Annotated in this window: 15 protein-coding genes; 3 read left to right on the plus strand and 12 right to left on the minus strand. The window is 72.5% G+C overall.

What is annotated here, in order from left to right; genetic code table 11:
• Positions 1-15: 15 nt before the first annotated feature.
• A complete protein-coding gene (locus AB0O40_RS17840; RefSeq protein ID WP_365041924.1) occupies positions 16-1,203 on the minus strand; it encodes a glycoside hydrolase family 3 N-terminal domain-containing protein in 1,188 nt (395 codons plus the stop codon).
• A gap of 514 nt (positions 1,204-1,717) precedes the next feature.
• On the minus strand, positions 1,718-2,992 hold the full coding sequence (locus tag AB0O40_RS17845) for a DUF3533 domain-containing protein (protein WP_365041927.1): 1,275 nt from the start codon (positions 2,990-2,992) through the stop codon (positions 1,718-1,720).
• Between the two features lie 28 nt (positions 2,993-3,020).
• On the opposite strand from AB0O40_RS17845, the gene AB0O40_RS17850 reads away from it, so the two are divergent.
• On the plus strand, positions 3,021-3,146 hold the full coding sequence (locus AB0O40_RS17850) for a hypothetical protein (protein ID WP_365041930.1): 126 nt from the start codon (positions 3,021-3,023) through the stop codon (positions 3,144-3,146).
• On the opposite strand, the gene AB0O40_RS17855 is transcribed toward AB0O40_RS17850, so the two are convergent.
• From AB0O40_RS17855 to AB0O40_RS17880, 6 genes are all read right to left on the minus strand, one after another.
• Complete coding sequence (locus AB0O40_RS17855) at positions 3,143-4,846, minus strand: Na+/H+ antiporter (protein WP_365041933.1); 1,704 nt, start codon at positions 4,844-4,846, stop codon at positions 3,143-3,145. The genes AB0O40_RS17850 and AB0O40_RS17855 overlap by 4 nt on opposite strands.
• A 213-nt stretch (positions 4,847-5,059) precedes the next feature.
• On the minus strand, positions 5,060-6,421 hold the full coding sequence (locus AB0O40_RS17860; RefSeq protein ID WP_365041936.1) for a hypothetical protein: 1,362 nt from the start codon (positions 6,419-6,421) through the stop codon (positions 5,060-5,062).
• A gap of 289 nt (positions 6,422-6,710) precedes the next feature.
• On the minus strand, positions 6,711-6,950 hold the full coding sequence (locus AB0O40_RS17865) for a hypothetical protein (protein ID WP_365041939.1): 240 nt from the start codon (positions 6,948-6,950) through the stop codon (positions 6,711-6,713).
• Between the two features lie 145 nt (positions 6,951-7,095).
• A complete protein-coding gene (locus AB0O40_RS17870) occupies positions 7,096-7,398 on the minus strand; it encodes an antibiotic biosynthesis monooxygenase (protein ID WP_365041942.1) in 303 nt (100 codons plus the stop codon).
• A gap of 63 nt (positions 7,399-7,461) precedes the next feature.
• The gene (locus tag AB0O40_RS17875) at positions 7,462-8,397 is read right to left on the minus strand and encodes an NADP-dependent oxidoreductase (RefSeq protein WP_365041968.1); all 936 of its coding nucleotides are present in this window, start codon (positions 8,395-8,397) and stop codon (positions 7,462-7,464) included.
• A 533-nt stretch (positions 8,398-8,930) separates the two neighbouring features.
• Complete coding sequence (locus tag AB0O40_RS17880; RefSeq protein ID WP_365041945.1) at positions 8,931-10,223, minus strand: MFS transporter; 1,293 nt, start codon at positions 10,221-10,223, stop codon at positions 8,931-8,933.
• A 67-nt stretch (positions 10,224-10,290) separates the two neighbouring features.
• On the opposite strand from AB0O40_RS17880, the gene AB0O40_RS17885 reads away from it, so the two are divergent.
• On the plus strand, positions 10,291-10,797 hold the full coding sequence (locus AB0O40_RS17885; RefSeq protein WP_365041948.1) for a MarR family winged helix-turn-helix transcriptional regulator: 507 nt from the start codon (positions 10,291-10,293) through the stop codon (positions 10,795-10,797).
• Positions 10,798-10,860: 63 nt separating this feature from the next.
• Positions 10,861-12,033: an acetoin utilization protein AcuC gene (locus tag AB0O40_RS17890; RefSeq protein WP_365041951.1), complete on the plus strand. Its 1,173-nt coding sequence runs from the start codon at positions 10,861-10,863 to the stop codon at positions 12,031-12,033.
• Between the two features lie 39 nt (positions 12,034-12,072).
• On the opposite strand, the gene AB0O40_RS17895 is transcribed toward AB0O40_RS17890, so the two are convergent.
• The 4 genes from AB0O40_RS17895 to AB0O40_RS17910 form a co-directional block, all read right to left on the minus strand.
• Complete coding sequence (locus AB0O40_RS17895) at positions 12,073-12,828, minus strand: SDR family oxidoreductase (protein ID WP_365041954.1); 756 nt, start codon at positions 12,826-12,828, stop codon at positions 12,073-12,075.
• A gap of 145 nt (positions 12,829-12,973) precedes the next feature.
• Complete coding sequence (locus AB0O40_RS17900) at positions 12,974-13,597, minus strand: hypothetical protein (RefSeq protein ID WP_365041956.1); 624 nt, start codon at positions 13,595-13,597, stop codon at positions 12,974-12,976.
• A 391-nt stretch (positions 13,598-13,988) separates the two neighbouring features.
• On the minus strand, positions 13,989-15,071 hold the full coding sequence (locus tag AB0O40_RS17905) for an alpha/beta hydrolase-fold protein (protein ID WP_365041959.1): 1,083 nt from the start codon (positions 15,069-15,071) through the stop codon (positions 13,989-13,991).
• Between the two features lie 108 nt (positions 15,072-15,179).
• Positions 15,180-15,758, minus strand: a complete 579-nt coding sequence (locus tag AB0O40_RS17910) for a hypothetical protein (RefSeq protein ID WP_365041962.1) — start codon at positions 15,756-15,758, stop codon at positions 15,180-15,182.
• Positions 15,759-16,005 lie beyond the last annotated feature (247 nt).

The following is a 16,005-nucleotide window of genomic DNA, read 5'->3' on the forward strand; positions in this document are numbered from 1 at the left end:
GCCGGCGGGGCGCACTCACTGACAGGTGAGCAGACCCACCTGCTGCTTGGCGTTCAGGATCCGCTTCACGCTCTCGCCCACCGTGCTCCTGAAGCCCTGGTCGGCGGCCATCTGCTGCCGTACCGCCCTGGTCATGGCCGGAACCGCGTTCGCGTTGACCGTCAGGACCATGTCCCCGCCCGCCGCCAGGAAGGCCACGGCGCGGTCGCCCGGTGCCAGGTCCTGCACCTGCTTGGCGTTGCCGAGGTCGTCCGAGACCACCACGCCCTTGAAGCCGAGCTGCGTGCGCAGCAGTTGCCGCATCACCTGTGCCGAGAAGACGGCCCGGTGCTGCGGATCGATGCCGGCGTACGTGGCCAGCGAGACCATGACGAAGGGCGCGCCCGCCTTGATCCCCTCGGCGAAGGGCGCAAGGCTCGTACTCTGCTGCGTCGTCACCGAGTCCACCACGCCGGCGGTCACGTCGGTGTTGCCCGTGACCGCTCCCAGGCCCGGGAAGTGCTTGAGGGTGGCCAGCACCCCGGCCTGCTGGAAGCCCGCCAGGAAGGCCGTGCTGTGCGTGGCCACCACACCACTGGTGGAGCCGAACTCGCGGTCGAACGCCCCGATCGGGGCGTTGGCCTTCCCCAGGCCCGCGGGGACGACGTCGGCGACCGGAGCGAAGTTCAGGTCCACGCCGGCGGCCTTGAGTTCCTGCGCCCAGGTCTTCGCGGCGGCCGTCAGCGTCCCGGCCTGCCAGCCGCCCTGTACGAGTGCGCTCGGCATGGCGGTGAACCCGGGTCCGGACAGCACCTGCACCTGGCCGCCCTCCTGGTCGGTGGCCATCAACAGACCGGCCGGCTGGCCGGCGGCGGCCTTCTCAAGTCCGGCGACCACTCGTGCGGTCGCCTGCGTGCCGGCCGCGCTGCGTCCCGCCAGGAAGACCGTTCCGACCTGGTTGCCGGTCAGGAGCAGCACCTGGCGCGGGTCGGGCTGGGCTGCGGAGAGGCCTCCCGCGAAGAGCTGGCCGACCCGCTGCCGGTCCGTCATCGCGTCGAAGACCGTGTCGACGCAGCTGGCGGCCGCCTTCGGTGGTTGTGGCGCTGTCGCGGCACACGCCGGCGAGGCGGCGCACACGCACAGGGCCGCCAGCGCGACCGTCAGGACGGGGACGTGTCGCGTTGCCGCCCGCGCGCCGGCGCGGGACACCCGCTGCGATGTCATGCCGAGCCCCTTCCGGGACGCTCATCCTGAGATCCGGGCGGCTCCTGACCGATCCGGCCGCCCGGCCGGTCCACCCAACGTAACCCCGTCGACCAGGCGCCGCCTCACCGGCCGTGCGTGCTCCCGGGGTGGCGCCTCCGGCCCGGAGGGGGACCGAGCGCCAGCGTCGGCGTTCGGTCCCTGGTCCTTCGGTCACTGCATAAACCTGCTGGTGGGGGCGGTACCGGCAGCCTTCCAGGGACCGAAGGGACTCAGTTTTCCAGTTATGAGCCACCTGGACTCCATGGCATGGTCTCGCGCGCCCGTACATACACACACGCACGTGAGGATTCGAAGTGGGAAAACTGAGTCCCTTCGGTCCCTCGACTAGCCCATTCATGCCATCTGACCTGCGGTTTTCTATGAGGGACTGAATACCCCAGGGTCCGAAGCCAGGGACCGGGGCCCTCGCAGGCGGCTGTGGTCCCCGACCGCGGGCCAGGGACCACAGCCGGAACCGCTGCGCCGACCGGGATCAGCGGGTTCCCGCCGCCACCCGGTGCAGTCCCTTGCGGTCGTAGAAGGCCGTGACGGCCCACCCGAGCACCAGGGCCGCCACCAGACCCGTTCCCGTCATCGCCCATGCCCGCGTCAACCCCGCGTCACCCCGGGCTCCGAAGTAGAGGATCGACCGGACCCCGTCGGCGACCTGCCGCATCGGCTCGAACTCCGCGAGGAAGCGGTAGGCGCCGGGGACCGCCTGGATCGGTACCGTGCCGCCCGAGGACGGCAGGGCCAAGGCGATGAAGACCAGCATGGCCACCGGCTGTCCCAGGGCACCCAGTGCGGAGGTGAGGGCCTGCGCCCCGATCCCCACGGCGGAGGTCACGCACACCGAGAACACCCACAGCAGCGGCAGGTGTCCGGCGTCCATGTCCAGGAAGCCCACGGTGACCGCCATCAGGATCGAGGAGGTCACCAGGGAGAGCGCCGCGGTGAAGGCGCTGTTGGCCGCGAACGCCTGGCGCCGGCTGACGGCCACCAGCGGGCGGTGGGTCCGCAGGGGCCCGAGGTCGCTGGCGGCGTACCCCAGTCCGATGTCGGTGCCGTTGCTGACGATGCCCGCGCACAGGAAGCCGATCAGCACCAGCAGGAGCGCGTAGTAGAAGGCGGACAGGCCCAGACCGCTGCGCGTCCCGATGGGGTGCCCCACGGAGACGGTGACCTCCACCGGGTCGGACAGCAGAAGTCGCGTAGGGGCCGCGGGGTTTGTCTTCCCGGTCCCGGCGTGTTCGCCCAGGAGGTCGGCGCCGAGCCGGGCGGAGGCCGCGTGGGCGGCCTGCTGCATCGTGGTGCTGGCCAGCGAGGAGCCGAGGCTGCCCGCGCCGGGGTTGGTGAGCACCTCGATCCGCGGCCGTGCCGTCGCGGGCCCGGAGAGCGCCACCACCCGTGCGGTGAAGTCAGGGGGGATCACCAGGGCGCCGAAGAGCTTGTCGGACGCCAGCTGGCTGCGGGCCTCGGACAGGCTCAGGGGCTTCCAGTCGACGTGCTGTTCCGGGTCGGCGGTGCGGATGGCCGCCGTGATGCCCTGCCCGAAGGGTTCGGGTACCCCCGGGGCGCCGCGGTCCTCGGTGACCAGGCCGATGGGGAGGTGCTTCATGTTGCCGCGCGGGTCGAGGATGCCGCCCATGTAGATCAGCGAGAGCAGCAGGGCCAGGATGGTCACGAGGCCGGCCGGCACGGCCCAGAGGGAGGGGCTGGTGAATGTTCTGAGCAGGGGGTGCTTTGTCCCTCGATGCGTGGACGTCATGGAGCCTTCCCGGAAACGGTGGAACCGGATGCCCCGGCGGGCCGCCCGCCCGCCGAGCACCCCGGCCCGGCCGGTGATCTTCCCGGCCGACCAGCGCATGGTCGCGCACGGCCCGACGGCCCGGATCCCCCGTCCGCAGCTCGGGCAGGACTAGGACGACCCGAGGAACGACCTGGGAAACGAGTCCCTTCGGTCCCTTGGGTCCTCCCCGGCCGGCGGCGGTCCGTGCGGAGCCGGCGGCCGGCCGTCCGCCGCCCCGGCGGTGTGCAGCAGCGCCTCCTCCAGGTCCAGCCGCAGCACGAGGAGCCGCATGGTCTCCTCGTCCAGCTGACGGCTGTCCCGCAGCTGCACCAGGACGCGCCGCTCCTCGGCCAGCAGCGCGGCGGACATCTGACGGTACGTCGTGTAGGCGTGCGGACCGGAGACCGGGCCCGGGCCCGCGGCCCGCTCCGCGACGGTGCGCAGCCGGCGTCCGGGTACGCCGCGCAGCCGCTCCTCCAGGTCCGGCGGCAGCGCGTCCGGCGCGTCGCCGAGGAGTTCCTCGAGGCGTGCCGACGCCGCGCGGGACGCGGCTTCCTGCGCCTGTGTGGCGGCCCGGGCCGCCACACAGGCGTCCCTCCTGGGCAGCTTCAGCAGCCGGACGAGCGGGGCCAGTGTGAGGCCCTGGACGAGCAGCGTGGCGATGACGGTGGTGAACGTCAGGAAGAGGACCAAGGAGCGTGCCGGGAAGGCCCCTTCCCCGGCGGCTCCCTGCGCCGTCACCGGGATCGAGAAGGCCACCGCGAGCGAGACGACCCCGCGCATCCCGGACCAGCCCACGGTCAGGACCGACCTCCACGTGGTGTCGGGGTCCCGGGTGCGGACCCGGGCGCTGAGCAGCCGCGGGAGGAAGGTGGCGGGGAAGATCCACACCAGGCGGGCCAGGACGACCAGGAGGAAGACCGTGCCGGCGTAGCGGGCGAGCGATGTGGCGTCGTAGGACTCCAGTCCCTCCAGTACCTGTGGCAGCTGGAGCCCGATGAGGGCGAACACCACGGATTCGAGCGTGAAGACGACCATCCGCCAGACGGCTGCCTCCTGGAGCCGGGTGGCGAAGTCGACCTCCCAGGACCGGTGTCCCAGGTACAGCGCGATCACCACCACGGCCAGCACGCCCGAGGTGCCCAACCGCTCGGCGAAGGCGTAGGCCGCGAACGGCACCAGCAGGGAGAGCGTGTTGTGGAGTACCGGCTCCCGCAGGGAGCGGCGCACCCAGTGGATCGGCAGCATCAGCACCAGGCCCACGGCGACCCCGCCGATCGCGGAGACCAGGAACTCCGCGACCCCGCCCATCCAGCCTGCCCCCTCCCCCACCGCGACCGCGAGCATCACCTTGAAGACGGTGATCGCGGTCGCGTCGTTGGCCAGGGACTCCCCCTCCAGGATGGCTGTGATCCGGGGGGAGAGCCGCAGCCGGCGGGCGATGGCCGTCGCCGCCACCGCATCGGGCGGTGCCAGGACGGCCCCCAGCACCAGGGCCGAGGTCAGGGGCAGGGCCGGCACGAGCAGGTGCACGGCGTAGCCCACGGCCAGGGAGCCGAAGAGGACGTAACCGATCGCCAGCCACAGCACCGGCCGGATCGCGGCGACCAGATCGGGGTACGAGCTGTCCGCCGCGGCGCCGTAGAGCAACGGGGGCAACAGCACGGGCAGCACGATCGCCGGGTCCAGCACGTAGACGGGCACCCCGGGCAGCACGGTCGCGACCAGCCCGGCCACCACCAGGACCAACGGCGCCGGCACCGGGCCGCGCCGGGCCGCGGCACCGACCACCGTGCTGCCGGCGATGAGCGCGACTACCTCCAGAACTGCCATGCCTGCTTTCCGAGCGCGGTACGAGGAGCGACAAGGCGCCGAGCATACGGAGAGCCCTGCTGCGCCCCCATCGCCCATCGGGCAGGACTGCGGGTGGAGTCGGACCGGATGAAGGGCCTACGCCTCCCGTCCGGGAGGGGCCGGCCGCTGCGCCGGTCGGCCGGGCGACGTCCGGCGACGTCGCCCGGCCGATGGTGCTGCGGATGGGCCGGATCAGCCCTGGTGGGCCGGCCCGTCGCCGGTCGGCTCGTCGCCGGTCGACTCCTGGGCGGCTGCCGCCTCTGCGGCCCGCTGGCGACGCCGGCCGTAGTACACGGCACCCGCGCCGCCTCCGAGGAGGACGACCGCGCCGCCGGCCAGGACGAGGGCGTTGCTGCCCGTCTCGGCGAGGAAGCCGCCGCCACCGCCCTTGCCGGAGTCACCGGAGCCGGGGTCGGTGCCGTCCTTGCCGGGGTCGGTGTCCTTGCCGGGGTCGGTGTCGGGCTTCGTGGGATCGTCGACCTTCTGCGTGAACGTCCACTTGGTCGTCTCCTCCTTGTCGGAACCCCCGTTCTTCCAGTGGGCCGTGGCGGTGAAGGGGAGCTCCTTGCCCGCGGTGTCCGCCGGGAGGGTCGACTTCACGGTGAGCTTGGCTTCCTCGTCCTGCTTCAGCTCACTGATCTTGCACTCCGCCACCCCGTCGTCCGTGACACCGCAGTCGGTGGTGGTCTTGTCGTTGAGTTCCACCTCGACCTTCGCGCCCTTCGCGAAGCCGGGCACCGGGGAGGTCAGCCTGATGTCCTTGGCCGTGTCCGAACCCTTCTCGTTCTTCACGGTCGCCTCGTACGCGAAGGCCTTCCCGGCCTCGAGCTTCGGGACCTTGCCCGTCACGGTCAGCTTGCTGCCGGTGGCCGGCGGGGTGGTCGGCGGCGGAGTCGTCGGCGGAGTCGTGGGCGGGGTGGTCGGCGGGGTGGTCGGAGGCGGGGTCGGGGTGGCCGGCTTCAGGAGCGCCGGCGTCGACACCTTCTTGAGCCCTTCGACCGGCGAATCTATGAGCCAGTTCCGGTAGGCGACCACCGGCGCGAGCTTCAGCTCACCGGTCAGTTTGTCCGTGACCTCAGCGGTGAAGGAGAGGGTGGAAGTGCCTTCCCACGGGCGCAGACAACCCCGCCAGTACTGATCCGGGTACTGATTCGTCGTGAACCTGCCGTGGACGGAGTTCGTGTCGGCCGCATAGCCCTCGAAGTTGTGGATCTCCTTGTCGCCGATTCTGAGCTTCACCGAGCCGGGCTCGTACGTGAGCCCGTCCGGCAGCACGTAGTTCGTGTTGAGGACACATACCTTCTGGTAGTCCGCCGCGTCGGAGGACACGGTGATGGTGACGTCCACCTTGTCCCCCGGCTTGACGACGGCCGCTTCCTTGCCCCCGTTGACGGTGGTGGTCACGTTCACCTCGGGTTCGGGATCCGCCGCCGGCGCGGCGAAGGCCGACGGGGCGAAGGTGAGGCAGGAGGCGGAGACCGCGGCGACGGCGCCGGCTCGGGCGACGCCCTTCTTGAAGGAGGCCGGGGAGATACGGCGGGTCTGGGGGGACATGGAAGGTGGCTACCTCAGGTGATGTGTGGCGGGGTGCAGTGCCCGCCACGTGGATCGCGGCTGCCGGGCGACCGCCCGGCCGGCACCACGCCGTGCGGGTGACGGCGTCTGCAGATCGTCCCGCCTGCTCACCGTCCGCACATGTGGCCTTCAGGCAGTCCTGTGCGCCCGCCCACTGTGCCCGGCGGACTGTCCGAACGGCCGGGGACAAACACCCCCGGACCGGTAGGGGCATGCACGGACGCCCCGCCGGTCTGCCGGCGGGGCGTGGGACGACGGTGCGCGCGCTTCAGGCCGCGGTGACGGGGACGACGACCATCAGCCGGTCGCCCCGGGCGACGTAGTGGACGTGGGCCCCGTCACCGAGCGCGGCCGCGGCGCGGTCCGCCACCGGTGCCGCCGACATCGCGTACGCGGCGACCTGGTCGGCGGGCCGTCCGTCGCAGGTCTCGCACCAGGAGTCGCACACCTGGGTGTACTTGGCCAGGCGGGTTGCGGCTGCGGGCCGGGCGGAGAGCTGGGTGCTCACGACGGGGTTCCTTCCACGAGCGGGTGGGGAACTCCCACGTTCCGGGATTCCGGGCCCACCCGGGATCCTCCGGTCGGCCCTTCGGGCAGGGGAGCGGGAGGCCGCGATCGGGTGCCGCTCCCCCACCGGGGCCGCCGTGCCCGGGCTACCCGGACAGTCCCGGCAGCGGCGTCAGCAGGTCGACGCGCAGCTCTGCGACGTACTCCTCGTAGGCGCCGAAGAAGCGCTTCGTGTGCGGCATCTGCTGGTGGGCCTCGAAGGCCTCCCGGTCCCGGTAGACCTCGCAGAACATGCGCTCGAGCGGTGCGTCGGCCACGGTGTGGCACACGTAGGACAGCGATCCCGGCTCCGCGTCGCGCACGCTGCGGGCGAGCTCGACCGCGAGGGCGTCGAAGGCCGGCGCGGCGGCCTCGTCCCTGAGGGAAAAGCGGGCGATGACGGTGAACATCTGTCCTCCGGGTTCCGGTGTGGTGCTGGGGGTCTGCGAGCGGTCGCGCGGGGTGCGCGCTGCTCAGTCGACAGTCAGGACGGTCTTGCCGAGGACGCCGCCGGCCTCGGCGAAGCGGTGTGCGAGGGCCACCTCTTCCAGGCGGAAGCCCGCCGCCACCACGGGCCGCACCTCCCCCGCGTCGACGAGTTCCGTGAGGTGGTGCAGGCCCACCGGATCCGGCTGCACGAGCATGAAGCCGGCCCGGATCCCCCGCGCGGCCGCGGTGGGGATCACGCCATCGTCCTCCGGGGACGGCAGGGAGACCAGCGTGCCGCCGTCCTTGAGCGTGTCGAGGGCGCGGAAGGCGTCCGGGCCGCCGAGCGTGTCCAGGACGACGTCCGCGTCCCTGACCGCGCCGTGCACGTCGACCTCGGTGAAGTCGAGCAGCTCGTCCGCCCCCAGGTCCCGCAGCGCGGGGTGCTGAGCCGACCTGGCGGTCCCGATGACGTGTGCGCCGAGGGCCTTGGCCAGCTGCACGGCCAGGTGACCCACCCCGCCGGCCGCCCCGTGGACCAGCACCCGGTCGCCGGGCCGGACCCGGGCGGCGTCCACGAGCGCCTGGCGGGCCGTGAGGGCGGCGAGCGGCAGGGCCGCCGCCTCCACGTGGGTCAGGCCCGCGGGCTTCGGGGCCAGGTGGCGCGCGGGCGCCACGACGTACTCGGCGTAGGCACCGGCCTCGTCCGGGAAGAGGGGCATCCCGTACACCTCGTCGCCCGGCCGGAACAGCCGGACCCCGGGCCCGGTCGCCTCGACCACCCCGGACACGTCCCAGCCCAGGACGAACGGAGGGTCGCCGAGGAAGGCGCCCGACTCGCGCGTCTTGGCGTCGATGGGGTTGACGCTGGCCGCCCGCACCCGGACGAGCACCTCGCCGAATCCGGGGGCGGGCCGCTCCCTGCGCGTGAGGTACAGGACGTCGGGACCACCGAGGCGGTCCTGGGCGACCGCCGTCATCATGTGCTGCACAGCCAACTCCCCGGTCGGTGTTTCTCCTGCCGGATGTTCGCCGTGTTGGCCCTGGTGGGGGATCCGCCACCAGCACCGACTCCCGGACGACGCTGCGGCCGGTGACCGGACTAGGTCGTCTCTTTCGGATCTTGCCGGTTAAGCCCGCGTCGTCTGGCGCCGTGCATCGCAAGGCGGAGGGTCGCCCGATTACTGGACGTACTTGGGTGGGCCCGACAACGCGGCGAGGTGCGGTGCCTGGGGGCACCTCCCAGCGGTAGCTGGGGGAGGCGCGGGTCAGGCAAGATCCGGAAGAGACGGCCTAGGCGCGGAGGCCGGCGGGACGGGACGCCGGCCGCACGATGCGAGGGATCCCGCCAGGGCCGTGATGACCGGCCGGTATTGCGACCGCCGGACGCCTTTCGCTCGGGGCCGGGCGCCATACGGCAGGCTCCGACCGGAACGTCACGCACGATCGACGTCTTCGAGCGCACCGCGCGCCGCCCCTTCGACGAGTCCGGGCTGGCGCGCCGGCCCCTCGGGCGTCAGCACGCGTGCCGGTCCGGGGCACCCGCCATTCGCGCGCAGGCCGCCCGCAGCCCTCGCTCCCGGCGCAGGACGTGCCCGCCGGTCCGGTCGGTCAGCCACAGCAGCAGCGCCAGGGCCGGCAGGACCGCGGCGCAGCCGGTGACGGCGCTCCAGCCGCCGAAGCGGAAGGCCATGGACCCGAGCTGGGAGCCGATCGCCCCGCCGAGGAAGAACGTCGCGATGTAGATGCTGTTGAGCCGGGCGCGCGCACCGGGGTCGAGCTGGTAGATGGCGTGCTGGCCGACGATCAGCGTGCTCTGCACGGCCACGTCGAGCAGGACGGCCGCGGCGACCAGGAGGACGATGTGGTGCGCTCCGAGCATGGCCAGCAGCAGTGCGCAGATGGCCAGGACGAAGCCGGCCGCGGTCATGATCCGTCCGCGCCCGCGGTCCGCCCAGCGGCCCGCCACCGGTGCCACGAGCGCGCCGCCGGCGCCGACCAGGGCGAAGAGGCCGATGCCGATCTGGGAGTAGTGGAACGGCGAGTCGGTCAGGACGTAGGAGATCGTGGTCCAGAAGGCGCTGAAGGCGCCGAACATGGCGGCCTGGTAGACGGCGCGGCGCCGCAGCACGGGGTGGACGCGGACCAGCCGGAACGTGGAGCGCAGGAGGCTGCCGTAGCTGCCCTGCGCGGTGGGGGTGCGCCGGGGCAGGGCCATGCGCAGGGTCACGGCGAGCACGCCCATCAGGACCGCCGACGCCAGGTAGACCACGCGCCAGCCGGCGACCTCGGCGAGCAGGCTGCCCAGGGTGCGGGAGAGCAGGATGCCCGCCAGGAGACCGCTCATGACGCGTCCGACGACCTGGCCGCGCGTGTGGTCGGGAGCGAGGTCCGCCGCGAACGGGACCAGGATCTGGGCGACGACGGACGCGGCTCCGGCGATCAGGGCCGCGACGAGCAGGACGGCGAAGTCCGGCGCCAGGCCGGCCGCCGCCATGGCCACGGTGACGACCACCAGCAGGGTCGAGATGAGCCGGCGGTTCTCCAGCCGGTCGCCGAGCGGCACCAGCAGCAGCATGCCCGCGGCGTAGCCGATCTGCGTCACGGTGATGAGGGTGCCGACGGTGCCCTCGTTGAGGTGGAAGGTCTGGCGGAGCAGGTCCAGCAGGGGCTGGGCGTAGTAGAGGTTCGCCGCGGTCAGGCCGCAGGACGCCGCGAGGAGGAACACGAGCCAGCCGGGCGGCCCGCCGGCCGTGGTGCGGCCCGCAGGCGCCGCGGTCGCGGATCCGTGGTTCTTGAGGGCAGGCATGGGCAATGAACCAATCTTCCATATAGAAGAAATTTTCAATATAGAAAGTACTGTATATGATGGATCCATGAGATTCCAGGGCGACCTCCCCCTCGCGGTCAACGCCGGCGCCATGGCGCGGACCGTGCAGCACCTGTTCGCGGTCCGGGTCGAGTCGGTCATCCAGCCGATGGGCTTCACACTCAGCCAGTGGACGGTGATGCGGGAGCTCAGGCGCACACCCGGCGCCTCCGCGTCCGAGCTCGCCCGGGCAGCGGGCCACACGCCCCAGGCCTGCGGGGCGATCCTGAAGCAGCTGCAGGCCGACGGCATCGTGGAACGGACCGCCGGCCGGGGCCGGATCGTCGAGAACCGCCTGACCGCCCACGGCGCGGAGGTGACGGACGAGACGGTCCGCAAGGCCGATGCGGCCCTGCGCCCCGCGCTGGAGGAGTTCGGGCACGACAGCCTCGACGCGTTCCTCCGCCTCGCCGCCCGCCTCGTCGAGACGCTCGACCCGGTCGCCGGCGACGGTCCGCGGCCGCTCAACCGCCTCTGGGTCCAGGACGGTCCCTCCGATGCCCCGCGCGCATGACCTGCGCACCGGCTCGCGGGCAGGCCGGGGCCGACCCCGGCACCGCGATATACCGTGGCTGACATGAGCAGCCGCGGGTTGTTGATGTGGGACGAGGGCGTCACGGACTACTGCTTCGGCCCCCGGCATCCACTGGACCCCATGCGCCTGGTCCTGGCCATGAGCCTGATCCGCTCCCTCGGCCTGGACCGGGAGCTGGAGGTACGGGCGGCTCCGCCCGCTGACGACGCGACGCTGGCGCTCGTGCACCACGCGGAGTACGTGGCCGCCGTACGCGCGCTGTCCGCCGACCCGGGAGCGGCGGACGGGACCTACGGGCTCGGCATGCCCGGCAACCCCGCCTTCGCCGGGATGCACGAGGCCGCCGCCCTGATCGCCGGCCAGTCGGTCGCGGCCGCCGAGGCGGTCTGGCGGGGCGAGGCCGAGCACGCCGTGAACCTCGCCGGAGGCATGCACCACGCCATGCCGGACAGCACGGCGGGCTTCTGCATCTACAACGACGCCGCCCTGGCCGTCGCCCGGCTGCTGGCCCTCGGGGCCGAGCGGGTGGCCCACGTCGACCTCGACGTGCGCCACGGCGACGGCGTCCAGACGGCCTTCTGGGACGACCCCCGGGTCCTGACCGTGTCCGTCCACGAACACCCGGCGACCCTCTCCCTGCAGACCGGCCGGCCGCAGGAGACCGGCGGCCCGGCGGCCCGGGGTACCGCGGTCAACCTGGCACTCCCCGCGGGCACCGGGAGCGAGGCCTGGCTCCGGGCCGTCCACGCCGTCGTCCCCGAGCTCCTGGGGGACTTCCGCCCGCAGGTGCTGGTGACCCAGCACGGCCCCGACACCCACATCGAGGACCCCCTCGGACACCTGGTGGTCTCGCTCGACGCCCAGCGGGCGGCGCAGGAGACCTGTCACGAACTGGCCCACGCGTACGCCGACGGCCGGTGGGTGGCGCTCGGAGGCGGGGGCTACGCGGCCCTCGACGTCGTGCCCCGTTCATGGACCCACCTCGTGGGCATCGCCGCCCACCGGCCGGTGCCCCCCGAGACCGTGGTCCCGGTCTCCTGGCAGGAGGACGTCTACGCCCGCACCCGGCAGCACGTGCTGGCCCGGATGACCGACGGACGCGTCCCCCACTGGCGTGACTGGCGCACCGATCACCACCCGGCGGACCTCACCGACCAGGCCGTACTCGCCACCCGCGAGGCCGTGTTCCCCCTGCGCGGGCTTCCCGTGCGGTGATCCGCCCCCCGGCCGGACCACCGCACGGGGAGAGAAGCCTCAGGAGCCGAGGACCTGCCCGCGGCGCGCGGCGAGAAAGGCGATGTACCCCTCGTAGTCGGCGGCCTTGGAGCGGAACCGCTCGAGCGTCGTCTCATGAGTCGTGATCATGAAACGCTCCTCGCGCAGCGCACCGACGACGGTCTCGGCGACCTCCTGCACACCGATCGCGTTGTGGAGGAGGTACGGGGCCTGATCGGCCATCGGGGTGCGCACGCCCTCGGGGCACAGCACCGACACCCGCACGCCGCGGTCCCGGTAGGTGAAGGCGAGCCATTCGGAGAAGCCGACCGAGGCGTGCTTCGTCGAGGCGTAGCCGATGCTGTCGAGCTCGGTCAGCAGCCCGGCGGCGGACGCTGTGTTGAGCAGGTAGCCCTCCCCCCGCTCGAGCATGTCGGGCAGGACGTGGCGGGCGGCCCAGACCTGGCTCCTGAAGTTGATGTCGATGATCCGGTCCCAGGCGTCGTCGCCCGAGAGGCCGTCCATGCGCGTGCCGATGCCGGCGTTGGAACAGAACAGGTCGATCCGCCCCTCGTCCGCCAGCACGTTCTTGACCAGAGCCTCGATCTCGCTCTCCCGGCTGACGTCCGCCGCCACGAAACGGGCGCCGAGCGCGCCGGCCCGCTCCCGGCCGAGGCTGGTCGCCAGGTCCGAGGCGATCACGGTCGCGCCCTCGGCGATGAACCGTGCCACCAGGCCCAGGCCGATGCCGCTGGCTGCTCCGGTGACGACGACGATCTTGTTTTCGAGGTTCATGGAGTATTCCGGTCGGTCGCGAGCTCGGCACTCCGGGGCGCACAGGCGCCCGGGGCCATGGACCAGCCCGAGTGTGTCCTGGGCACGGGCGGTGGGGATCCCTCCTTCGGACCTGCGTCGGCCCTAGTCCCTCGCGCCGGACCGGCTACTGCTTCCCGTACCACCGGCAGGCCTGCTGGAAGGCCCGGTGGGCGTGGACCTCGTCCACGCCCAGGTACGAGACCTCCGTCGCGAACTCCGCGTACTCCGTGTGGTCGAGGACGTGGAAGGTCTGCTCGTCGATGGCGTACGACTGCCCGGCCAGCAACCGGCAGTACAGGTAGAAGGCCCGCAGGAGACCGACGTCCGTCCACGTGGCAGGGCTTGCGGCAACGATGGTGTCCGGCCACTGACGGATCACGTCGGCGAACGGGAAGTCCGGGGGGATGGGGGTGCACTGGGACGGGAACTGGATCTGGGCACTCCTCTGGAGGGCGTCGCTCCCCTGCTTCTTCGCCACTTCCCGCGAGAACTCGTCGAAAGCCCTGCGCAATCTCTTCCTGACGCCATCGGCGTCGCGCTTGGCGGCGGCGCTCATGCCCGCCCAGGCCTCGCAGTACGCCTCGTGCTGCTGGGCCAGGACCTTCAGCACGAGCAGGGTCCTGGCTTCGGCGAGGCAGACCGCGACGTTCTTCTGGGCCCGGTCCGCGTCGAGGCGGGCCTTCAGCCAACGGTCCTGGATCTTGATCTGCGCCGCCAGCTCCTTGCTGACGCGCCCGCCTCCGGGCACGGAGCTGGTGCTGAGTGCTGATCTGAAGTCGCGCTTCGCCGCCTCCCACTCCTTCCAGCGATCCGGACCGAGCAGGTCGTCGTAAGCCAGGCGCCGGATCCGCCAGGCAGCCCGGTCGACCGCCCCGGGGCTCGGAGGCGTCGAGGCCTTGGGCCGCGGGGGAGTCGCTGCAGCGAGGAGCTTGGGTGTGTCCGGGGCCTTGCCGACCGGCCGCGGGGGACGGCGGGGCGGGACCTCGGCGGTAGGTGTCTTCTTCTTCGGCGACGTCACAGTGTTCGGAGTCCTCTTCGGGGTCGGCCGTGTCCGGTCTCCCCGCGGAGGCTAGTGCGCGGAACCGGTCCCCCGGGCCCCCCTTAGGCCAAGCAGGAGCGCACCCTTCCCCGGTACGTCCCTAAGGCCCGGCGGGGTTGGGCTCGGGAGCGGCGAGGTGGGTGCCGAGCCAGGGGAGGACCGCCGGGTACATGCGCTGCCAGGTGTCGAAGTTGTGGCCGCCGGTGGGGAGTACGAAGGTCGTGACCTTCACCTTCGTACCCTCGGCGGCCGCGGCGAACTCGGCGAGGTACCGGGGCGGGCTGTCCGGGTCCTGGCGGGACGTCGCGACGAACAGCGCGGCACGCGGCTCAGGCTTGGCGTGCCGCACCAGCCACATCGGACTGTTGACCTCCCGCAGTTTCGGGTCGGGCAGCACGTCGGGGTCGCCGGTGAGGGGGTCCGGGTCCATGGCCGCGCCCGCGCCGAAGACGTCCGGGTACTGGAGCGGGAGTTTCGCGGCGCAGAACCCGCCGGTGGAGATGCCCATCAGACCCCACGCTCCCGGGCCGGACAGCGTGCGGAAGTGATGGCCGATGAGGGCGGGGACGTCGCGGGCGAGCCAGGTGGCCACCCGGCTCCGGGGGGTGTCGCTGCAGTCGGTGTCGACCCCGCCCGGGTCGACGACCGGCATCACCAGGATGAAGGGGTGCGTCTGGCCCTGGCTCACGGCCTGCGCCAACGCGCCGGGCATGCCACCCAGGTCGAGCCAGGTCTGCGGGGTACCGGGCACCCCGTGCAGGAGCATCAGCACGGGGTAGCGGGTCCTGTCGGCACCGGGGTTCGAGTATCCGGGCGGAGTCCAGACGAGCACCTGACCGGCGAGTTTCGAGTGGCTGCCACGGAAGGACGTCGTCAGGACGCCGCTCCCGTTGTCGGTGAACGTGGCGCGTCCGACCGGCGGGCCGGTCATCGCTCCGATCGTGCCCGCCTGCTCGGTACCGAGCAGGTCGCTCCAGGAGACGTAGAGGCCGTAGCTGTTGTTCATCCAGGTGGCCACCGTCGCGATGGCCGTGGCCTGGCACAACAGGATCATCAGGAGGTGGACGGGCCACCGGACCCAGCGCGGCCCCCGGACGCGCCCCCACAGCAGCAGTGCCGCGAGGACGGACAGCCCGGTCAGGGCGATCAGGAAGACGAAGAAGGTCGTACTGGTCAGCCCCATCGTCCCTGCCTTTCCGCACCCTCCTGCGCGGTACCGCCCTCACCTCACCCTCGCACCACCGGGGCCGTCCGTCGCGGTGGCGGACCTGCGGGGCACCCCGGCAGCGGTTCAGCCGATGTGGACGACGGGCACGCCCGTCGCGACCGCGACGGCGAAGGGCAGTGCTGCCCGCTGGGCGGCGTCGAAGTGGAACTCCTCGGCGACCCGGTCCATGACCGGCTCGAGAGCCCGCTTGCCCTGCGGCGTGGCCAGCAGGGGCCGGGCCCGCTCCGCCACCGGGGCGAGCCGGGCGGCGACGGCGTTCAACCGGCCCTCGTGGGTGGTGCACAGGGTCCGGAGGTCCTTGTACGCCTTGTCCGTGGTGTCGAGGCCGGCCGCGGGCCGCGACACCTTCGGCAGTCCGCCCAACAGAGAGGCCTGCGGAGGATGGAAGGGCAGGCAGACGTCGAGGGACACCTGCTCGGCACTGAGGGTGACCAGGCGGTCCAGGAGCCGGCCTCGGCCCTCGACCGCAGGCCGCCCCGAGTGCGCCGTGCCCGCCGTGACGGCAGCTGCGTGCCGGACCGGCACCGGCGTGTGGTGACCGGTCGCCGTGGACGGCGGGGCACAGGCCAGGAGGGCGGCCACCGCGCCACCGGTCACGGGGACGACGGTGAGCAGCGTGCCGAGGCGGCGAAGGGAAGCCATTGCGATTCCTCACAGAGCGGTGCGGGACGAACTGACGGGTTCCGGCGCAAGCACAGCCGGAGAGAGGGCAGAGGCGGCGCCCGCCGCCTGCGCTGCGCACCATCCTGGACGGGCTCCGCCCCACCCCGGGCCCACCGACCGGCCCCCGCACCGGGGGAGGCGTCCCCACCAACCGGCCGAGCGGAAACCACCCCCACCGCAAGGGTGCTAACGGCGTTAGCACCCCGCACACCCTCGTCGGGGTGCT

It is taken from the genome of Streptomyces sp. NPDC089919 (genome assembly GCF_040684615.1).
In the GTDB taxonomy this organism is placed as follows: Bacteria; Actinomycetota; Actinomycetes; order Streptomycetales; family Streptomycetaceae; genus Streptomyces.

Bases quoted from the DNA above. Each gene is read 5' to 3' on its own strand.
- AB0O40_RS17840 (WP_365041924.1), bottom strand. From the start codon at position 1,203: ATGACATCGCAGCGGGTGTCCCGCGCCGGCGCGCGGGCGGCAACGCGA.
- AB0O40_RS17845 (WP_365041927.1), bottom strand. From the start codon at position 2,992: ATGACGTCCACGCATCGAGGGACAAAGCACCCCCTGCTCAGAACATTC.
- AB0O40_RS17850 (WP_365041930.1), top strand. From the start codon at position 3,021: ATGCCCCGGCGGGCCGCCCGCCCGCCGAGCACCCCGGCCCGGCCGGTG.
- AB0O40_RS17855 (WP_365041933.1), bottom strand. From the start codon at position 4,846: ATGGCAGTTCTGGAGGTAGTCGCGCTCATCGCCGGCAGCACGGTGGTC.
- AB0O40_RS17860 (WP_365041936.1), bottom strand. From the start codon at position 6,421: ATGTCCCCCCAGACCCGCCGTATCTCCCCGGCCTCCTTCAAGAAGGGC.
- AB0O40_RS17870 (WP_365041942.1), bottom strand. From the start codon at position 7,398: ATGTTCACCGTCATCGCCCGCTTTTCCCTCAGGGACGAGGCCGCCGCG.
- AB0O40_RS17875 (WP_365041968.1), bottom strand. From the start codon at position 8,397: ATGATGACGGCGGTCGCCCAGGACCGCCTCGGTGGTCCCGACGTCCTG.
- AB0O40_RS17880 (WP_365041945.1), bottom strand. From the start codon at position 10,223: ATGCCTGCCCTCAAGAACCACGGATCCGCGACCGCGGCGCCTGCGGGC.
- AB0O40_RS17885 (WP_365041948.1), top strand. From the start codon at position 10,291: ATGAGATTCCAGGGCGACCTCCCCCTCGCGGTCAACGCCGGCGCCATG.
- AB0O40_RS17890 (WP_365041951.1), top strand. From the start codon at position 10,861: ATGAGCAGCCGCGGGTTGTTGATGTGGGACGAGGGCGTCACGGACTAC.
- AB0O40_RS17895 (WP_365041954.1), bottom strand. From the start codon at position 12,828: ATGAACCTCGAAAACAAGATCGTCGTCGTCACCGGAGCAGCCAGCGGC.
- AB0O40_RS17905 (WP_365041959.1), bottom strand. From the start codon at position 15,071: ATGGGGCTGACCAGTACGACCTTCTTCGTCTTCCTGATCGCCCTGACC.
- AB0O40_RS17910 (WP_365041962.1), bottom strand. From the start codon at position 15,758: ATGGCTTCCCTTCGCCGCCTCGGCACGCTGCTCACCGTCGTCCCCGTG.